We start from the raw sequence: 19312 nt of genomic DNA, 5'->3' as shown, positions 1-19312 counted from the left end.
GGGAACGCTAGCTAGCGCGGCGTGTGCACGAACGCGCCGCGCACGATGCTGCCGTCCAGCGTCTGCGCATCCTTGACCAGGTTGTAGAGCGGACAGGTCGCCTCGACCGCCTGGCGCAGGGCGTCGATGTCCTGGGCGGATGCAGGCGATGCGATGGTCGCGGTGTAGCGGAGGTTGCGAAACCGCGCCGGCGTGCTGACGTTCGCACCGAAACGCGGCCCGAGCTCGCCGTCCACGGTCAGTTCCAGGGTGTCGAGCAGCACATTGCGGGTGGCGGCCTGCACTTCGAAGATATGCGTCAGGCAGGTCGCGGTCACGCCCAGCAGGTGTTCCTCCACGGTTGGCGCAAGCCCGTACCCCAGCAGGTCCGGCGCGCTGTCATGCAGTTGCTGGTGGTCGCCGTCCTCGCCCAGGAACACCCGGCGCAGGCCGGTATGCGGCTCGACGTGCGCACGTGCGACCAGGGCGCGCGGCGGCGCGGTGCGGTCCGCCTGGGCACGCTTGCCCAGCACGGCGGGCCGCTTCTCTTCGGTGATGAAATCGCGCAGGCCGGGCGGCAGCCCGGCTTCGCGCTGCGCCGGCGAGCGCGTGTAGCGCACCTCGGCATGGCCGACCTGCTGCGGGCGGGTCACCAGGTCGATCGCCGCCGACTGCGCATGGACGGCCTGGCGGAGCGATTCGAGCTGCGCGGCGTCGGCCGGCGAGTCGATGTAGGCCACGTAGGACAGGTTGTTCGGATAGGCCAGAGTCTCGCTCTTGCGCTCGGGCACGCTCGTGAACACCACGTCCAGCGCATCGATCGGAACGTTCTGCGCCGCGGCCTGCACGATGTACTCATCGGCCACCGCACTGGCCAGCGTGCCGACCAGGGAATCCCAGGATCCCGCGCCCAGGTCGTAGCCGGCATAGTCGCGACCGCTGTCGCTGATGGACTGATACTCACCGGTCGGCCCCAGGCGCAGGCGGCGGACGCCCGACCGGCTCTCGGCGACGACCTTGCCATGCAGCGCGGTGGGCGCGGCGTCCTGCGCCTGCAGGGCCTGGATCGCCGCACGCTTGGCGCTCAGGTACGCGCGCAGCGGCGAGCCGCTCGCATCACTTGCCAAGGCGCGCGGCGCCGCCGCCAGCAGCACGATGCACAGGCCCGCGGCGACGGCCCAGGACGGAGAGACGAGACGCGCGATGGACATGGGCAAGCGTTCCTGCGGCAACGAAGTGGCTTGCACTCTTTCACGATGCTGCGCCGCACGAAAACAACGATTCGGCATGTCCTGAGTCCGGCCTGCGATTGACCGCGACCGCGCTGCTGCGCCGCGGCGCCCAGGGATGGCGCGCGCATGAAAAAACGCCGCGCCCGTGTACACGGGCGCGGCGCTGGAGGAACGGGCCGAGGTTGGGAATCAGGCGGCGGTCTTGCGGCCGGCGTCGACGTACTCGGTGATCCGGTCGAAGTTCATGTACCGATAGATCTCGGTGGCCGACGCGTCCAGCACACCGACCTCGGCCATGTACTCGGCACGGGTCGGGATCCGGCCCAGGCGCGAGCAGATCGCCGCCAGCTCCGCCGAACCCAGATACACGTTCGAGTTGCGGCCCAGGCGGTTGGGGAAGTTGCGGGTCGAGGTGGAGAACACGGTTGCGCCCTCGCGCACCTGCGCCTGGTTGCCCATGCACAGCGAGCAGCCCGGCATCTCCATGGCGCGCACCCGCCGCGCCGAAGGTGCCGTAGTGGCCTTCCTTGGTCAGCTCGGCGGCGTCCATCTTGGTCGGCGGCGCCACCCACAGCTTGGTCGGGATATCGCGCTTGCCTTCCAGCAGCTTCGACGCCGCGCGGAAGTGGCCGATGTTGGTCATGCACGAACCGATGAACACCTCGTCGATCTCGACCCCGGCGACCTCCGACAGGAACTTCACGTCGTCCGGATCGTTCGGGCAGGCCAGGATCGGCTCTTGGATATCGGCCAGGTCGATCTCGATGACCGCTGCGTACTCGGCATCGTCGTCGCCCTTGAGCAGTTGCGGGTCGGCCAGCCACGCCTCCATCTTCTCGATGCGGCGCTGGATCGAACGCGGATCCTGGTAGCCCTCGCTGATCATCCAGCGCAGCAACGCGATGTTGCTGTTGATGTACTCGATGATCGGTTCCTCGTTGAGGTGCACCGTGCACCCGGCGGCCGACCGCTCGGCGGACGCGTCCGACAGCTCGAACGCCTGCTCGACCTTGAGATCGGGCAGGCCTTCGATCTCGAGAATGCGACCGGAGAAAATGTTCTTCTTGCCCTGCTTGGCCACCGTCAGCAGTCCGGCCTTGATCGCGTAGAGCGGAATCGCATTGACCAGGTCGCGCAGCGTCACGCCCGGCTGCATCGCGCCCTTGAAGCGCACCAGCACCGACTCGGGCATGTCCAGCGGCATCACGCCGGTGGCCGCGGCGAACGCGACCAGGCCGCTGCCGGCCGGGAACGAGATGCCGACCGGGAAGCGCGTGTGCGAGTCACCACCGGTACCGACGGTATCGGGCAGCAGCATGCGGTTGAGCCAGCTGTGGATCACGCCGTCGCCGGGACGCAGCGAGATGCCGCCGCGGGTGGAGATGAACTCCGGCAGCGTGTGATGGGTCTTGACGTCGACCGGCTTCGGGTATGCCGCGGTGTGGCAGAACGACTGCATCACCAGGTCGGCCGAGAAGCCCAGGCACGCCAGGTCCTTGAGCTCGTCGCGGGTCATCGGACCGGTGGTGTCCTGCGAGCCGACCGAGGTCATCTTCGGTTCGCAGTACGTGCCCGGACGCACGCCCTGCCCTTCGGGCAGGCCGATCGCGCGGCCGACCATCTTCTGCGCCAACGAAAAGCCCTTGCCATTGTCGGCCGGCTGCTGCGGCAGACGGAACAGATCGGTCGGGGCTAAGCCCAGCGATTCGCGCGCCTTCGCGGTCAGCCCGCGGCCGACGATCAGCGGAATGCGGCCGCCGGCGCGCACCTCGTCGAACAGCACCTGGGACTTGACCTCGAACTCGGCGATCGTCTCGCCGTTCTTCAGCGCACGGCCCTCATAGGGGCGCAGCTCGATCACATCCCCCATCTCCATCTGCGAGACGTCGAGCTCGATCGGCAGCGCACCGGCGTCTTCCATGGTGTTGTAGAAGATCGGCGCGATCTTCGCGCCCAGGCACACGCCGCCGGCGCGCTTGTTGGGGATATAGGGGATGTCGTCGCCGGTCCACCACAGCACGCTGTTGGTCGCCGACTTGCGCGAGGACCCGGTGCCGACCACGTCGCCCACGTAGGCGACCAGGTGGCCCTTGTGCTTGAGGTCGGCAATGACCTGGATCGGACCGCGCTTGCCGTCTTCTTCCGGCACGAACGGCGCGTCGTCGCGCTTGTTCTTGAGCATCGCCAACGCGTGCATCGGGATGTCGGGACGCGTGGTCGCGTCGGGGGCCGGCGACAGGTCGTCGGTGTTGGTCTCGCCCGGCACCTTGAACACCGTCAGCGTCATCGACGCCGGCACTTCGGGCCGGCTGGTGAACCACTCGGCCTCGGCCCAGCTGCGCAGCACGGCCTGGGCGTTGGCGCTGCCGGCCTTGGCCTTCTCCTCGACATCGTGGAAGGCATCGAACACCAGCAACGTGTGCTTGAGGCCATCGGCAGCGATCGTGCCAACGGTGTCGTCGTCGAGCAGTTCGACCAGCGGATGCACGTTGTAGCCGCCGAGCATGGTGCCCAAGAGCTCGGTCGCGCGCGCGCGGTCGATCAGCGGGTTGTGTTCGGTGCCCAGCGCAATCGCGGCCAGGTACGAGGCCTTGACCTTGGCGGCATCGTCGACGCCGGCCGGCACGCGGTGCGTGAGCAGGTCCAACAGGAACTCGGCCTCGCCGGCCGGCGGGTCCTTGAGCAGCTCGATGACCTCGGCGGTCTGCTGCGCATTGAGCGGCAGCGGCGGGATGCCCAGCGCTTCGCGCTCGGCAACGTGGTGGCGGTAGGCTTCCAACATGCGGGCAACTCCAGAGTCTTGCGGTACCGGGATAACCGGTCTCAGGCCGACGGTACGATCAGCTTGAGACCCTTGAAATACGTGCGGAAAAACGCGTCATCGCGCGTGATCAGACCATTGCACTGCAACAGCGCGTGCGCGCCGACCAGGAAATCGCGCGCCGCGCGGCCCAAGGTGTCGCCCCGCTGCCAAGAGCGACGCTGCATCTCGCCGGCACGCAGCGCCGACTTGGCCTCGATCGCCGAGAAGCGCACGCCCATGTCCTCGAGCACGGCCATGGTCTCGGCGCCGTCGCGCAACGCGCCGCAGATTTCGGCCAGCGCCACGTCGCAGACCACCACTGGACCGGCGCTCAGGTACTGGCGCAGACAGGCCTCGGCCGCATCGGCATGCGGGCCGTCGGCCAGCAGGTCCACCAGCACCGGGGCGTCGACGGCGATCACGGCGTGGCGTCTCCATCAGCGATGTCGGGGTCCTGGCCGCGGACCGCACGCATCGCCGCATCGGTGTCGCCGAAGCCTTCAAGCTTGAAGCGGCCGCGCGCGCGCGACACGGCATCGTCGACGCTCTTGCGCAGCACGATCCGGCTGCCTTCCAGCTCGACCTTCAGGATCGTGCCCTTGCTCAGGCCCAGCGCATCGCGCACCGGCTTGGGCAAGGTGATCTGGCCGCGCTCGGCGACAGTGGCTTCCATGGCTCGCCTCCTGGAAAGTATGCGCGAATTATACATACCTGACTGCGCATACTCCAGCATTGCCCGGCCCGGGCGCATGCATCGCCCCCAACGCAAACGGGCCGGGTGCAAACGCCCCCGGCCCGTTCGGCATCTTGCGGGGGACGCCTCAGAACGCGAGCTGGAAGCGGGCGTTGAGCGTCGTGCCGCGGTCCTGGCCCTGGTACTCGCCGCTGCGGTTGTCGGTCTCCCAGCGGATCGCGTCGAGCATGACCCGGCTGAAATCGTTGAGGTACCAATTCACGCCGACCGTCAGCGCGTCGCCGGTGCCGCCGGCCGGCAACTCGCGGTAGTCGACGTTCTCGTAGCGCGCCTTGAGCTCCCACGCGCCCGGCCCACCGGCGGTCACCGGCTGTGCGACCTTGACGCGGCTCCAGGTGCCGGTGCGGGCCGCGAACGCCGGGCTGGCGCCCGACAGGAACCAGCCGGCCGACAGCGCCCAGGCCTCGTGCGCCACGTCGAAGCGCCCCGCCCCACCGAATCCCGCGACCTCGCGCCGTCCCCACTCGCCGTACCCCCAGAACGGTCCGCGCACCCCGAGCAGTTCCAGCCCGTAGCCTTGCCCGTGATCGGCGCCGGCCAATGCGCCGGGCGCGATCTTGACCAGATCGTTGAGATGCCCGGCGATCGCCGAGCTGCGGAACACCCCACTGCTGCCCGGCGCGATGTCCTCGTAGAACCCCCACGCTCCCAGATGCAGCAGCCCGCCCGCCCCCTTCACCGGATTCCAGTGCGCGCGGCCAGCCAGCGTCATCGAGTCGTTGCTGTTGCCGACGTTGTTGAGGTCGTTGCCGGCGATCGACAGGCTTGCGTGCCAGTCCTCTCCGTAGACGCGCTCGGTCAATCCCACGCCGAACAGCCCGCGTTGCGGCGCGATCTGCGTGCCGACGACGTTGCGGTCCGGGAACGGGGTATTGCCGGTGCCGCTGGCGCCGTCGATACCGCGGTCGTTGAGGCGGTTGCCGACCGTCAGCTCGGCCTGCCGACCGAACAGCGTATGGCCGATGGTCACGTACGCCGACTTCCAGGCCACGCTGTTGTCGGCGAAGTCGCCCTCGACCGCATAACCGAGCGCACCGTAGCTGCCCTCAAAGCCCATGCGGACCGACCGGATCTCGGTGCCGGTGATGTTGCGGGCATCGAAACCGGAGCCGTGTGTGCTGGAGGTGTCGACGAACACCCGACCGCGCGGCCGGAACGTGATCTGGCCGTCGGCGCTGGCGAACTGCGGCGCGCCCTTCGACCAGCTCACCGCCGGTGCCTTGGCCTGCGCGGCTTCGATCTTCGCCACGCGTTCGGCCAGCACGGCCTCGGTGTCGGACGTGGCCCTGACGTCGACCGCGGGCGGCGCGGCGGCCACGCCGGACGCGGGGCCCGCTTCCAACGCGGACAAACGCGCCTCGAGCCGGCGGATCTGCTCGGCCTGCTGACGGACGAGATCCTCCAGCGCGGCCGGCGCCGTCTGCGCGGACGCGGCCGAGGTGGCGAGCAGCAGGCCGACGGCCGTGGCCAGCAGCGTGGGACGGGGGCGGAACATGGAAGGCATCGGGCGATCTCCGGGCGCGGCGGGCCAGACGGCGACCGGACGGCGAGTGCCGACCGGCGCCGGCGGACGGCCGCAGGCGGGCCTGCCGCGACGGCGGCAGACAGGACGGATGGGAAGAGGCGCCGGTGCCGCGAACGCGGCGACCGGCGCGGCGCACCCGGACGTGGGGAACGGGTGTCGATGGGCCGCCCGGCGCGTCGCGCCAGGCGGCGAGGCTCAGCTGGTGGCTTCGCGCGAGGCGTTCGGACGCCAGGTGATCAGGCGGTTCTCGGCGACGTCGAGCACCGCGTCGATGATCAGCACGAACGCGGCCAGCAGAATGATGCCCGCGAACACACCGACGGCATTGAAGTTGCCCTCGGCCTGCGCGATCAGGTAGCCCAGGCCGGCCGACGCGCCGAGATACTCGCCGATGATCGCACCGACCACCGCAAAGCCCACCGAAGTGCGCAACGACGACAGGATCCAGCTCGCCGCGGCCGGGAAGTACACATGACGCAGCAGCGCGCCACGGCTGGCGCCCAGGATCCGGGCATTGGCCAGCACCACCGGGTTGACCTCGCGCACGCCCTGCATTGCGTTGAAGAACGTGATGAAGAACACCAGCGTGACCGCGAGTGCGACCTTCGACCACAGCCCCAGGCCCAGCCACAGCACGAAGATCGGCGCCAGCACCACGCGCGGGATGGCGTTGAAGCCCTTGATGAACGGGTCGAGGATCCGCGCTGCACGCCGGCTCAGGCCCAGCCACACGCCGCCGGCGACACCGAGGGCGGTGCCGATGATGTAGCCCAGCGCAGTCTCGGTCAGGGTGATGTAGACATGGGTGTAGAAGCTGGTATCGGCCAGCCAGGTGAACATCTGCCGCGCAATGTCGAACGGCGCGGGAAAAAAGAACGGGTCGATGACCTTCGCCGACACGCCGGCCTGCCAGCCGCCGAAGACGACGACGACGAGCATCACCTGGATCAAACGGTCAGTCTTGGCGTGCATAGCTCTTCTCCACTTCGCCGCGCAGGCAGGCCCAGATATCGCGGTACAGGTCGGTGAAACGCTGGTCGAGCTTGATCTCGGCCACGTTGCGCGGTCGCTCCAGTTGCACCGGAAAACTCTCGACCACGCGGCTCGACGGGCCCGACGACAGCACCACCACACGGTCGCCCAGCGCGATCGCCTCTTCCAGGTCGTGGGTGATCAGCATCACCGCGCGCCGGTCCTCCTGCCACAGCCGCAGCAGCTCGTTCTGCATCAGGTGCCGGGTGTGGATGTCGAGCGCGGAGAACGGCTCGTCCATCAGGATGACCTTTGGCTCGACGATCAGCGCCTGCGCCATCTGCACGCGCTTGCGCTGGCCGCCCGAGAGCTGATGCGGGTAGCGGTGCTCGAATCCCGACAGACCGACCTTGGCCAGCCAGGCGCGGGCCTTGTGCTCGCGCTCGTCCTGGGCCACGCCGCGAAAACGCAAGCCCAGCTCGACGTTCTGCAGCGCGGTCTTCCAGGGCAGCAGGGCGTCCTGCTGGAACAGGTAGCCCACGCTCTCCTGCACGCCGCGCACCGGCTTGCCATCGATGTGGATGGTGCCCGCCGACGGTGTCAGCAGGCCGGCGACCGCGTTGAGGATCGTGCTCTTGCCGCAGCCGGTCGGGCCAACGATGGCGAGAAACTCGCCGTCGGCGACCTGCACGTCGACATCGCGCACGGCGGTGAACTCGCCGAAGGACATGGTGATGTTGTCGATCGCCACGGTCGGGCGGCTCTGGATCGGCATCGGATCGACTTCCCGCAGTCGGGCAACACTGGCGACAGCCATGGAACCTCCTGGCGTTACTGGGCCGGATCCGCGAGAGCGCGGTCGACGAAGGCGTTGGTGTAGGTCTTTTCGAGATCAATGTCGGCATTGGCGACATCGGTGTTGAACTCGCGCAGCACCGTCAGCGGCGTCTGCAGATCCTCGGGATTGAAACGACCGTCGCGGGTGAAGATCGCACGCGCGGCCTCGACCGCCTTGGCGTAGATCTCGCGGTCGCCCGACACGTACTTGTCAGGCAGTGCGGCGACGATCTCTTCGGCCGAATGGTCGGCGATGAACGCCAGCGCCTTCTGCTGCGCGCGGACGATCTTCTCGGCCACCTCGGGGCGCTTGTCGAGGAACGCCTGGTCGGCATACATCACCGATGTGGGGTAGATGCCGCCGTAGACCGCGCGGGCGCCCGCGTCGCTGCGCGCGTCGAGGATGATCTTGCCCACGCCCCGTTCGGCGATCAGCGTCGCCGCCGGATCGTAGTTGACCAGCAGGTCCACCTTGCCCTGGTCGAGCGCGGCGACCGCGGCGGCGCCCGAGCCGACGCCGATGATCGAGATGTCGTCGACCGGGATGCCGTGCTGGGCCAGGAAATGCCGGACGAAGAAGTCCGACGACGACCCCGGCGCAGTGATCCCCACGTTCATGCCGCGGATCGAAGCCGGATTGGCCGGATCGAACGTGCTGTCCGGACGGCCCGCCAGCACCAGCCCGGAGTTGCGCGACAGCAGCACGAAACCGACCACGTTCTTGTGCTTGGCCTGCATCTGGATCGTGTGGTCGTAGAAGCCCACCGCGACATCGGTGGACCCGGCGACCAGCGCCTGCAGGACCTTGGACCCGCCCTGGGCGAAGTTCTCGGTGCGTACGTCCAGCCCGACCTCATCGAAATAGCCATTGGCGTCGGCGATGAAGAACGGCAGGTTGTTGAGGTTGTAGGAGCCGACGCTGATGCGGACGGACTCGGTGCCCTCGCCGCCGCGGCCGGTACAGCCGGCCAGGCAGACGAGCGCCGCCGCGCATGCGGCGAGAATGAAACGCTTGTACATCGATCCCTCCCAGGATGGTGATGGTGCGGTCCGGGCGGCGCCCGGCAGGTTCAGGTCATGCAGCCGAACTCCATGGCGCAACAGCGTCCTTCCGCGGGTCCGCACTGGCGAACACGCGGCCTTCGAACAGGCGTCGTGCCGTCCTGACGACACTGGCGACGATCGGGGCATCCGTGCCGGGTCTGTGCAGCGCCACGTCCAGCCGGCCGCTGGGGTGTTCGAGCGCAACGTCGGCGGGCAGCGCCAGCGGGCCGGCCATGCGTTGTGCCAGGGTGCCCGGCGTCACGCACGCCGTCGAGATCCCGACCGCGCCGGTGATCGCAAGCGCGCTGTGGCACTGGTGCGGCATGAAGTACCGCACCTGGAGCGTGCCCCCGGCGCGCGGCGGCAGCAGCAGCACCGGCTTGGGGATCACCCGGTCGGCGGCATCGGCGATGCCCATCCGGCGCCCCGCTTCGATCCGGATCCGCTCCAGGCGCGCCAGCATCGCGGTGTCGGCGTTGAGTGCGGACACGCTCTCCTCACCGGTCACGCCAAGCGCCGATCCGGCCAGCATCACCATCGGCATGGCGCAGTCGATGCAGCTCACCTCGACACCATCGATCCATTCGCTGGCCTCGCCGGTGGGCAGCAGTTTGCCAGTCCGCGCGCCGGCCGCATCGAGGAACGCCAGCGAGATCGGCGCCGCGGTGCCCGGTGCGCCGGCGATCGCGGTGTCGCCGCGGTAACTAACCCGGCCATGGGGCGTCTGCACCGTCGCCAGCACCACCTTGCCGGTGTTGACGTTGTGGATACGCACCAGCGTCTGGGGATCGGAGGCGGCGACCATGCCCGATTCGATCGCGAACGGACCGACCGCGGCCAGCATGTTGCCGCAGTTGGGCGTGGTGTCGACCACCATCTGGTCCGGCCGGACCTGCGCGAACAGGTAGTCGATGTCCGCATCGGCGCGACTGGCCGGGCCGACGATCGCGACCTTGCTGCTCAGCGCGTTGCCGCCGCCGATACCATCGATCTGCAGCGGATGCCCGGCGCCCATCAGGTCCAGCAGCAGCCGGTCGCGCTGGGCCGGATCGCCCGGCAGGTCGGAGGCCAGGAAGAACGGCCCCTTGGAGGTACCACCCCGCATCAGGACGCACGGCAGGCTGTAGAGATCGTTGGACATGGGTCGGCCAGATTGATATCTATATCGAATCAATAATTCGATTCGTTCCGATCTTGTCATGGGCCGAATTGATCTGTGAATTGCTTTCTTTTGGAAGATTGATTCGATATGAGCATCAATTGCGAAATCCTCGACCTGCGCGCCTTCCTGCTCGTGGCCGATACCCGCAGCTTCCATCGCGCCGCCGAGGCGCTCCACGTCTCGCAGCCGGCGCTGAGCCGGCGCATCCAGAAGCTCGAGCATGCCGTCGGCGCACCGCTGCTCGAGCGCACCACGCGCAGCGTGGCCCCGACCGCAGTCGGGCAGAACCTGCTGCCGCTGGTGCGCCGGATGATCGAAGAGTTCGACGGCTCGCTGTTCTCCTCGCGCGGCGTCGACGACGGCCGCGGCAGCCAGGTCACGATCGCCTGCCTGCCGACCGCCGCGTTCTACTTCCTGCCCAGCGTCATCGCCCGCTTCCACGAGGACCACCCCAACGTCCGCTTCCGGATCCTCGACATTCCCGCCACCGAGGGCCTGCAGGCGGTCGAGCGCGGCGAGGTCGAGTTCGGGGTGAACTTCATGGGCGCGTCCGACCCGGAACTGGAATTCGACGTGCTGGTCGAGGATCCCTTCGTACTCGCCTGCCGCCGCGACCATCCGCTGGCGAAGAAGCGCCGCGTGAGTTGGCACGATATCGCCCACCACCCGCTGATCACCGTGCATCGCACCAGCGGCAATCGCACGCTGCTCGATGGCGCGCTCGCGCGTGAGAACCTCAAGTTGAGCTGGTTCTACGAAGTGACCCACCTGTCCACCTCTCTGGGTTTGGTGGAAGCCGGTGTCGGGATCTCGGTCCTGCCACGAATGGCCACGCCGCAGGAGGAACACTCCATCCTGGTGACCCGCGAGATCGCGCCCCCCGTGGTGTCACGTACGATCGGTATCGTGCGGCGGCGCGGCGCGATGCTGTCGCCGGCGGCCGAACGGTTCCTGCAGATGCTCAAGAGCACCTGGCAGGACCCGGCCACGGCCCCGCGGCGATGACACGCCCGCCACGCCGTGCGGTCTAGGCTGACCGGATCGACACGGTGACGTTCCAACCAAGGCACCGGCCCCGGCGCCGAACCGCACGTCAGCACGCCACGACCAGCCCGGCTGGGTCACCGCCAGCAACCGCGACAGGAGCCTTCCGCATGACCGATTCCTTTTCCACGCGCGCCGATCTCGACGTCGGCGGCCGGCGCTACGCCTATGCCAGCCTCCCGGCGCTGGCGGCGAAGTTCGACATCGCCCGCCTGCCCTATTCGATGAAGATCCTGCTCGAGAACCTGTTGCGCCACGAGGACGGCGAGACGGTGACCGCGCGGCATATCGAAGCGGTCGCGAACTGGCAGGCCAAGGCCGAGCCCGACACCGAGATCGCCTTCATGCCCGCGCGCGTGGTGCTGCAGGACTTCACCGGCGTGCCGTGCGTGGTCGACCTGGCGGCGATGCGCGATGCAGTTGTGCGTCTGGGCGGGCGCCCCGAACAGATCAACCCGCTGATCCCGTCCGAACTGGTCATCGACCACTCGGTGCAGGTCGACGTGTTCGGCCGGCCCGACGCGCTCGATCTCAATGGCAAGATCGAGTTCGAGCGCAACAAGGAGCGCTACGGGTTCCTGCGCTGGGGCCAGAAGGCGTTCGACAACTTCAAGGTCGTGCCGCCCAACACCGGCATCGTCCACCAGGTCAACCTCGAGCACCTGGCCCGCGTGGTCATGACCGCCGAGCGCGAGGACGGCACCCTGTGGGCCTACCCCGATACCGTGTTCGGCACCGACTCGCACACCACGATGATCAACGGCATCGGCGTGCTGGGCTGGGGCGTGGGCGGCATCGAGGCCGAGGCCGCGATGCTCGGCCAGCCCTCGTCGATGCTGATTCCGCAGGTCGTGGGCTTCAAGCTGACCGGCCGGCTGCCCGAGGGTGCGACCGCGACCGACCTGGTGTTGACCGTCACCCAGATGCTGCGCAAGCACGGCGTGGTCGGCAAGTTCGTCGAGTTCTTCGGCGACGGGCTGCAGCATCTGCCGCTGGCCGACCGCGCCACGATCGGCAACATGGCGCCCGAGTACGGCGCGACCTGCGGCATCTTCCCGATCGACGCCGAATCGCTGAGCTACCTGCGGCTGTCGGGCCGCAGCGAAGCGCAGATCGCCCTGGTCGAGGCCTACGCCAAGGCGCAGCAGCTCTGGCACGAGCCGGGCGCGCCCGAAGCCGAGTACAGCAGCGTGCTGACGCTGGACATGGGCGACGTGCGGCCGTCGCTCGCCGGCCCCAAGCGTCCGCAGGACCGTGTGCTGCTGGAGGATGTGCAGCAGAACTTCGCCGACAACGTCGGTGCGCTGACCGCGCGCCGCGATGCCGCCAACGACGCGCAGATCGACCGCTTCGAGAAGGAAGGCGGCGGCCAGCCACAGGCCGAGCGCCTGGCCGCCCGGCCGGTCTCGAAAATCACCCTCGACGACGGCGAGCACGAGCTCACCGACGGCTCGGTGGTCATCGCCGCGATCACCTCCTGCACCAACACCTCCAACCCGGCGGTGATGCTCGGTGCCGGCCTGCTCGCGCGCAATGCGGCGGCCAAGGGCCTGAAGGCGGCCCCGTGGGTCAAGACCTCGTTGGGCCCCGGCTCGCTGGTGGTCACCGACTACCTCGAAAAGGCCGGCTTGATGGACGACCTGCAGACGCTCGGCTTCTACGTCGTCGGCTACGGCTGCACGACCTGCATCGGCAACTCGGGCCCGCTGCCCGATGCGGTGTCCAAGGGTATCGCCGAGAACGACCTCGCGGTCGCGGCGGTGCTGTCTGGCAACCGCAACTTCGAGGGCCGCATCCACGGCGAGGTCAAGATGAACTACCTTGCCTCGCCACCGCTGGTGGTCGCCTACGCGATCGCCGGCACCGTCGACATCGACCTGACCCACGACCCCCTGGGCAAGGACCCGGACGGCAATCCGGTCTACCTGCGCGACATCTGGCCGTCGAACAAGGAGATCGGCGACTTCATCGCACGCACGATCGGGCCGGAGATGTTCGCCAAGAACTACGCCGACGTGTTCAAGGGCGACACCCGCTGGAACACCATCGAGTCGCCCGACGGCGAGTTGTATGCCTGGGACGAAGCCTCGACGTACATCAAGAACCCCCCCTACTTCGCGGGCATGACGATGGACGTGGGCAGCATCGACGACATCCACGGCGCGCGCGTGATGGGCCTGTTCGGCGACTCGATCACCACCGACCACATCTCGCCTGCCGGCAACATCAAGAAGGACTCGCCTGCCGGCCGCTTCCTGCAGTCGCGCGGCGTCCAGCCCGCGGACTTCAACAGCTACGGCTCACGCCGCGGCAATGACGACGTGATGGTCCGCGGCACCTTCGCCAACATCCGCATCAAGAACCTGTTCTTCGGTGGCGAGGAAGGCGGCAACACGCTGTACTTCGGCAAGGGCGAGCCGGAGAAGCTGGCGATCTACGACGCGGCGATGAAGTACCGCGCCGACGGCGTCCCGCTGGTGGTGTTCGCCGGCAAGGAGTACGGCACCGGTTCGTCGCGCGACTGGGCGGCCAAGGGTACCAACCTGCTCGGCGTCAAGGCGGTGATCGCCGAAAGCTTCGAGCGCATCCACCGCTCCAACCTCGTCGGCATGGGCGTGCTGCCGTGCCGGTTCCAGGACGGCGAGAATGCGCAGACGCTGGGACTCGACGGCACCGAGACGATCGACATCACCGGCCTCGACGATGGCCGCGCCAAGCGCGCCCAGGTGGTGGCGACCAAGGCCGACGGGCGCGAGGTCCGTTTCCAGGTCCACGTGCTGCTGCTGACCCCGAAGGAAGTGGAGTACTTCCGCCACGGTGGCCTGCTGCACTACGTGCTGCGCCAGCTCGCCGCGAAGAAGGCCGCCTGAGTCCGGCCCCGGCCCAAGCCCCGCCCGCCGCAACGCGGCGGGCGTTGCGCGTGCGCGGCGCAGCTGCCGCGCCGCGCCTTGCCTCCCCCAGAAAGCCTGTGCTCCAATCGAACGCGATTGCGCAGGTACGCTCACCGCTTCGAGTGACGGCCTTCATCAGGGAGAAGACCGAATGACCGACCAACGCCCGTGGCTGGCGAACTACCCTGCGGGCATCCCCGCCGAAATCGATCCCAACGAGTACCCCTCCGTTCCGGCGGTCCTCGACGAGGCGATCGCGAAGTACCGCGACAAGCCTGCGTTCTCCAACATGGGCAAGACGCTCACCTACGGCGAACTCGACACCTACAGTCAGCAGTTCGCGGCCTACCTGCTGGGCGAGCTCAAGCTCAAGAAGGGCGACCGTGTCGCGGTCATGATGCCCAACTGCCTGCAGTACCCGATCGCCATCTTCGGCATTCTGCGCGCCGGGCTGACGGTGGTGAACACCAATCCGATGTACACCGCCCGCGAGCTGCGCCACCAATTGGTCGACTCCGGCGCCGCGGCGATCCTGGTCATGGACAACTTCGGCAAGACGGTCCAGGACGTCATCGCCGATACCCGCATCCAGCAGGTCGTGACCACGGGCCTGGGCGACCTGCTCGGCTTTCCGAAGGGTGCGATCGTCAATCTGGTGGTCAAGCACGTCAAGAAGATGGTGCCCGACTACACCATCCACGGCGCGATCCGCTTCCGCGAGGCCCTCGCCCGCGGCCGCAAGCACACGCTGCCCGAAGTCGCGATCGCGCACGAGGACATCGCGTTTCTGCAGTACACCGGCGGCACGACCGGCGTGGCCAAGGGGGCGATGCTCACCCATCGCAACATGGTCGCCAACATGCAGCAGGCGGCGGCCTGGCTGGGCACCGACGCCAAGCGCGGCGAGGAACTGATCGTCACCGCGTTGCCGCTCTATCACATCTTCGCACTGACCGCGAACTGCCTGGTGTTCATGGAGTTCGGCGGCCACAACCACCTGATCACCAATCCGCGCGACATGCCCGGCTTCGTCAAGGAGCTCAAGGGCATCCGCATGACCGCCATCACCGGCGTCAATACGCTGTTCAACGGCCTGCTCAACACCCCCGGTTTCGACCAGGTCGACTTCTCGCGGCTGCACCTGAGCCTGGGCGGCGGCATGGCCGTCCAGCGCGCGGTGGCCGAGCGCTGGAAGGCCGTGACCGGGACCACGCTGGTGGAAGCCTACGGCCTGACCGAGACCTCGCCGGCAGCCTGTATCAACCCGATGACGCTGGCCGACTACAACGGCTCGATCGGCCTGCCGGTGCCCTCCACCGAGGCCTGCATCAAGGACGAGAACGGCGCGCAGTTGCCGGTCGACGAGGTCGGTGAGCTGTGCATCCGCGGTCCCCAGGTGATGAAGGGCTACTGGCAACGCCCGGACGACACCACCGAGGCCATCGATGGCGAAGGCTGGTTGCACACCGGCGACATGGCGCGGATGGATGCCGGCGGCTACTTCTACATCGTCGACCGCAAGAAGGACATGATTCTGGTCTCGGGGTTCAACGTCTATCCCAACGAGATCGAGGACGTGATCGCGATGATGCCGGGCGTGCTCGAGGTCGCGGCGATCGGTGTGCCCGACGAGCGCTCGGGCGAGGTGGTCAAGGTCGTCATCGTGCGCAAGGACCCCAGCCTCACCGCCGACCAGGTCAAGGCCCACGCCCGCGAGCACCTGACCGGCTACAAGCACCCGCGGGTCGTCGAATTCCGCAACGAGCTGCCGAAGACCAACGTGGGCAAGATCCTGCGCCGCGAACTGCGCGAAGCCGCCCCTGAGGCGTGACCGCGGTCACACTTTCGACACGATATTCGTCGCAAAGTGTCTGCAAGCCATTGAAGCCATTGCCCTGACGGCCCGATGCGCGCATAGAGCGCGGATCGGGCGATTCAGCATCCACGCGGGTCTGCGCCGGCGCCCGACGGTTCGGACCCCGTTTCAGGGGATTTTTCAATGCAAACCATCGAGTCCATTCGTCGCGAAGGCACTGCTGCGCCGTCCTTCCTCCGCCAGCACCACGACGCCTCCAACGACGCGCACTGGTGCTTCATGCATGCGCAGCCGGCCAGTCCCCAGCCTGACTACCGGCCCTGCTTCTCGCTCGGCCTGCTGCGCGAACTGCGGCTGTTCGCCCAGGCGAGCATCGAGCAGATCTCCGAACGCGCCAGGCTCGCCCCGGCGCACCTGTCGCACATCGTTGTGGCCTCCGATGCCCCCGTGTACAACCTCGGCGGCGACCTGCAGTTGTTCGTCGAACTGATCCGACAGCGCGACCGCGCGGCGCTGACCCGCTACGCCCGCCAGTGCGTGGACAATATCCACCTGCTGCAGACCCGGTTGCATCCCAACGCCCACACCATCGCGCTCGTCCAGGGCGATGCGCTGGGCGGCGGCCTGGAGCTCGCCCTGGCCTGCCGCACCATCGTCGCCGAGCGCGGCGTTCAGATGGGCTTTCCGGAGGTGTTGTTCGGCCTGTTCCCGGGCATGGGCGCCTACTCGCTGCTGGTCCAGCGGGTGAGCCCGCAGGTCGCCGAGGAGATGATGCTCGGCGGCACCATGTACAGCAGCGAGGACCTGCACCGGCTCGGCCTGGTCGATGTGCTGGTCGAGCCTGGGGAAGGCGTGCATGCGGTCCACGAGCAGATCCGCAAGCAGCGACGGATCGCCACTGCGCGGCTGGCGTTGCACCGCGTCCGCGACGGCGCCCATCCGATCCCGCTCGCCGAACTGGTCCGCATCACCGACATCTGGGTCGATACCGCTCTGCAACTCGAGGTGCGGCATCTGCGGACGATGGAGCGCCTGGTCCGCGCGCAGCAACGCCTGCAGCCCGCTTCGGCCGAGGTCGAACGCACCGCCGTCGGCGGCTGAGCGCCTCCGCCCCCCGGGTCAGACGGCGTCTGACCCGGGCAGGTCGGCCCGCGGCAAGTCGCCGCGCACCCGCAGCGCCTCCAGCGCCTGGTCGAGCGCCCGGTCCAGCCCTTGTAGCAGCAGCCGCCATTCGATGGCCAGACGGTCGGACGGCATCCGCATGCCGCGCGCCGCCTGCGCCTCGAGCTCGGCGGCGCCGAGGTTGGCGGCCGTGCCCTTGAGCGCATGGCACAGGTCGCGGACCTCGTCCCATCGCCCCGCATTCGATGCGCCCGCCAGGTCGACCAGGCATTTGCGCGCGTCGCGCGCGCATTCGGACACGAAGCGCCGAATGAACGCCTCGTCGAACCCCATCTCCCGCATCTCGTCGATGACCGGCGTCGACAACCGATCCACCCGCGGCCGCAGGTCGGACGTGCGTCGTCCCGCCTCCACGCCCGGCGCGATCTCGGCCAGCGTTTCGAGCAGCCGCTCGATGACCACCGGCTTGGTGAGGTAGGCGAACGCGCCCGCGCGTCGACAATTCTCCTGCGCCTCGGCGGTGGCATCGGCGGTCAGCACGATGAACGGTGTGCGCCGGCCGCTGCCCGCCTCGATGACGCGGGTCTGCCGGAGGATATCCAGGCCATCGGCACCGGGCATGTGCAGATCGGTGATCACCGCGTCGAAACGCTCGCGCTCGAGCGCATCGAGCACCGCTTCGCCATCGTCCACCAGCAGCGGGCGATGGCCCGCGCGCTCGAGCAGGCGGCGCAGCACCATCAGATTGGCCGACTGGTCGTCGGCGACCAGCACGCGCAGCGGCGCGACCCGGGCCCGATGGCGCACGAAAGGATCGGCGAACGCGATCACGTTGCCGTCGCCCACCCTGCGCGACGGCGCTTGGCCGGCGACGCGGCCGAACGGCAGCTCCACCCAGAAATGCGAGCCCTGCCCCGGCTGGCTTTCGGCCTGGATGCTGCCGTCCATCTGCTCGGCGAGGCCCTTGGCGATCGTGGTCCCCAGGCCCGTGCCGCCGTAGCGTCGCCCGAGCCCGGAATCGACCTGCTCGAAGGCATCGAAGATGCGGATCAGCGCATCGGGCGCGATGCCGATGCCGGTGTCGCGGACCGAGAACCGAACCCGCACCCGCTCCGGACCGGCCTCGACCATGGAGATCGCGAGTGTGACCTCGCCGCGCTCGGTGAACTTGATCGCGTTCGACAGCAGATTGACCAGGATCTGCCGCAGGCGGTTACTGTCGCCATGCAGCGTGGCCGGCACGTCGACGGCGATCGACGAGGTCAGCGCCAGGCCCTTGGACTGCGCGCTCGGCCCCAGCATGACCTCGATGCCGTGCACCAGGTCCGAGAGCGCGAACGCGGCGTCGTTGCGCTGGAACTTGCCGGCTTCGATCTTGAACAGGTCCAGCACGTCGTCGACCAGCGCCTGCAAGGCCTTGGCCGAGGTCTGGATGACCAGCGCGCTCTCGCGCTGCTCCGCGCTCAGCGGGGTCGTGACCAGCAGTTCCGACATGCCCACGATGCCGTTGAGCGGCGTGCGGAACTCGTGGCTCATGTTGGCCAGGAACCGGCTCTTGGCTTCGCTCGCGGCCCGCGCGGCGGCCGTGGCGTCGGTGAGCGCGCGCAGCAGCGAGCTCAGATAGAGCGGTACGGCGACCAGCCCGGCGAGCAGGCCCAGCGCCAACGGCAGGTTGTGCTGGTACCAGTACGGGGTGGACGCGATCGCGATCGCGAACGTGGTCACCGCAAAGCCGATCGCGGCGTACAGGTAACGCGGCCCGAATCGCAGGCCGTTGCCGACCGTGACCCACATGATCACCACGTACAGCCAGGCCAGCAGGTCGCCGAGCAGGTACAGGCCCACCCCCATCAGGCTGTAGTCGGCCAGCATGCCGAGCACCCGGCGCGGGTGCGAGACACCGGGGCGCCACAGCAGCCAACCGGCGATGCCCAACGCGACCGCGACCTCGACCGCCAGGTAGGCCTCCGACAGGCGCAGCTCGCGCTCGACATCGGCATGGCGACCCACCACCAGCTGCAGGTAGGCATAGATCACGCAGAGCATGACCAGGCGCACGGCCGCCTGGCCATGCTCGCTGTCGGGCCGCCCTGCCAGGCGGCTGCCGATCCAGCGGACGACGCGCCTCACG

General features: G+C 68.4%; 13 protein-coding genes and 1 pseudogene. 4 read left to right on the top strand and 10 right to left on the bottom strand.

Annotated elements, in window-relative coordinates:
- Positions 1-11 precede the first annotated feature (11 nt).
- The 9 genes and pseudogenes from ABE505_RS13225 to ABE505_RS13185 all read right to left on the bottom strand — a co-directional run bounded on the left by ABE505_RS13225 (position 12) and on the right by ABE505_RS13185 (position 10287).
- Positions 12-1190: an OsmC family protein gene (locus ABE505_RS13225; protein ID WP_346444859.1), complete on the bottom strand. Its 1179-nt coding sequence runs from the start codon at positions 1188-1190 to the stop codon at positions 12-14.
- 210 nt (positions 1191-1400) lie between these two features.
- Positions 1401-3993, bottom strand: a pseudogene (locus ABE505_RS13220) (bifunctional aconitate hydratase 2/2-methylisocitrate dehydratase).
- 41 nt (positions 3994-4034) lie between these two features.
- Positions 4035-4436, bottom strand: coding sequence for a type II toxin-antitoxin system VapC family toxin (locus tag ABE505_RS13215; RefSeq protein WP_346444863.1), 402 nt, complete (start codon positions 4434-4436; stop codon positions 4035-4037).
- The gene (locus tag ABE505_RS13210; RefSeq protein WP_346444865.1) at positions 4433-4687 is read right to left on the bottom strand and encodes an AbrB/MazE/SpoVT family DNA-binding domain-containing protein; all 255 of its coding nucleotides are present in this window, start codon (positions 4685-4687) and stop codon (positions 4433-4435) included. The genes ABE505_RS13215 and ABE505_RS13210 overlap by 4 nt, the downstream gene beginning before the upstream one ends.
- 148 nt (positions 4688-4835) lie before the next feature.
- Positions 4836-6263 carry a porin gene (locus tag ABE505_RS13205; protein ID WP_346446275.1) on the bottom strand — a complete coding sequence of 476 codons (1428 nt, stop codon included), beginning with the start codon at positions 6261-6263 and terminating at the stop codon, positions 4836-4838.
- Between the two features lie 225 nt (positions 6264-6488).
- Positions 6489-7265 (bottom strand): ABC transporter permease, encoded by a 777-nt coding sequence (locus ABE505_RS13200; protein WP_346444869.1) that lies wholly within the window; start codon positions 7263-7265, stop codon positions 6489-6491.
- Complete coding sequence (locus tag ABE505_RS13195) at positions 7249-8040, bottom strand: ABC transporter ATP-binding protein (protein WP_346444925.1); 792 nt, start codon at positions 8038-8040, stop codon at positions 7249-7251. Before ABE505_RS13195 ends, ABE505_RS13200 begins: the two co-directional genes overlap by 17 nt.
- A gap of 56 nt (positions 8041-8096) precedes the next feature.
- The gene (locus tag ABE505_RS13190; RefSeq protein ID WP_346444871.1) at positions 8097-9122 is read right to left on the bottom strand and encodes an ABC transporter substrate-binding protein; all 1026 of its coding nucleotides are present in this window, start codon (positions 9120-9122) and stop codon (positions 8097-8099) included.
- A gap of 55 nt (positions 9123-9177) precedes the next feature.
- Positions 9178-10287, bottom strand: coding sequence for a 4-oxalomesaconate tautomerase (locus ABE505_RS13185; RefSeq protein WP_346444873.1), 1110 nt, complete (start codon positions 10285-10287; stop codon positions 9178-9180).
- Positions 10288-10395: 108 nt separating this feature from the next.
- On the opposite strand from ABE505_RS13185, the gene ABE505_RS13180 reads away from it, so the two are divergent.
- From ABE505_RS13180 to ABE505_RS13165, 4 genes are all read left to right on the top strand, one after another.
- A complete protein-coding gene (locus ABE505_RS13180) occupies positions 10396-11313 on the top strand; it encodes a LysR family transcriptional regulator (RefSeq protein ID WP_346444874.1) in 918 nt (305 codons plus the stop codon).
- 149 nt (positions 11314-11462) lie between these two features.
- The gene (gene acnA, locus ABE505_RS13175; protein ID WP_346444876.1) at positions 11463-14222 is read left to right on the top strand and encodes an aconitate hydratase AcnA; all 2760 of its coding nucleotides are present in this window, start codon (positions 11463-11465) and stop codon (positions 14220-14222) included.
- A gap of 172 nt (positions 14223-14394) precedes the next feature.
- Complete coding sequence (locus tag ABE505_RS13170; protein WP_346444878.1) at positions 14395-16074, top strand: long-chain fatty acid--CoA ligase; 1680 nt, start codon at positions 14395-14397, stop codon at positions 16072-16074.
- Between the two features lie 168 nt (positions 16075-16242).
- The gene (locus tag ABE505_RS13165; protein ID WP_346444880.1) at positions 16243-17160 is read left to right on the top strand and encodes a crotonase/enoyl-CoA hydratase family protein; all 918 of its coding nucleotides are present in this window, start codon (positions 16243-16245) and stop codon (positions 17158-17160) included.
- Positions 17161-17178: 18 nt separating this feature from the next.
- On the opposite strand, the gene ABE505_RS13160 is transcribed toward ABE505_RS13165, so the two are convergent.
- Positions 17179-19311 (bottom strand): ATP-binding protein, encoded by a 2133-nt coding sequence (locus ABE505_RS13160; protein ID WP_346444882.1) that lies wholly within the window; start codon positions 19309-19311, stop codon positions 17179-17181.
- Position 19312 lies beyond the last annotated feature (1 nt).

Source organism: Luteimonas sp. TWI382 (genome assembly GCF_039674545.1).
Classification (GTDB): Bacteria; Pseudomonadota; Gammaproteobacteria; order Xanthomonadales; family Xanthomonadaceae; genus Luteimonas.
This window is presented reverse-complemented; position numbering and strand designations above follow the sequence as displayed.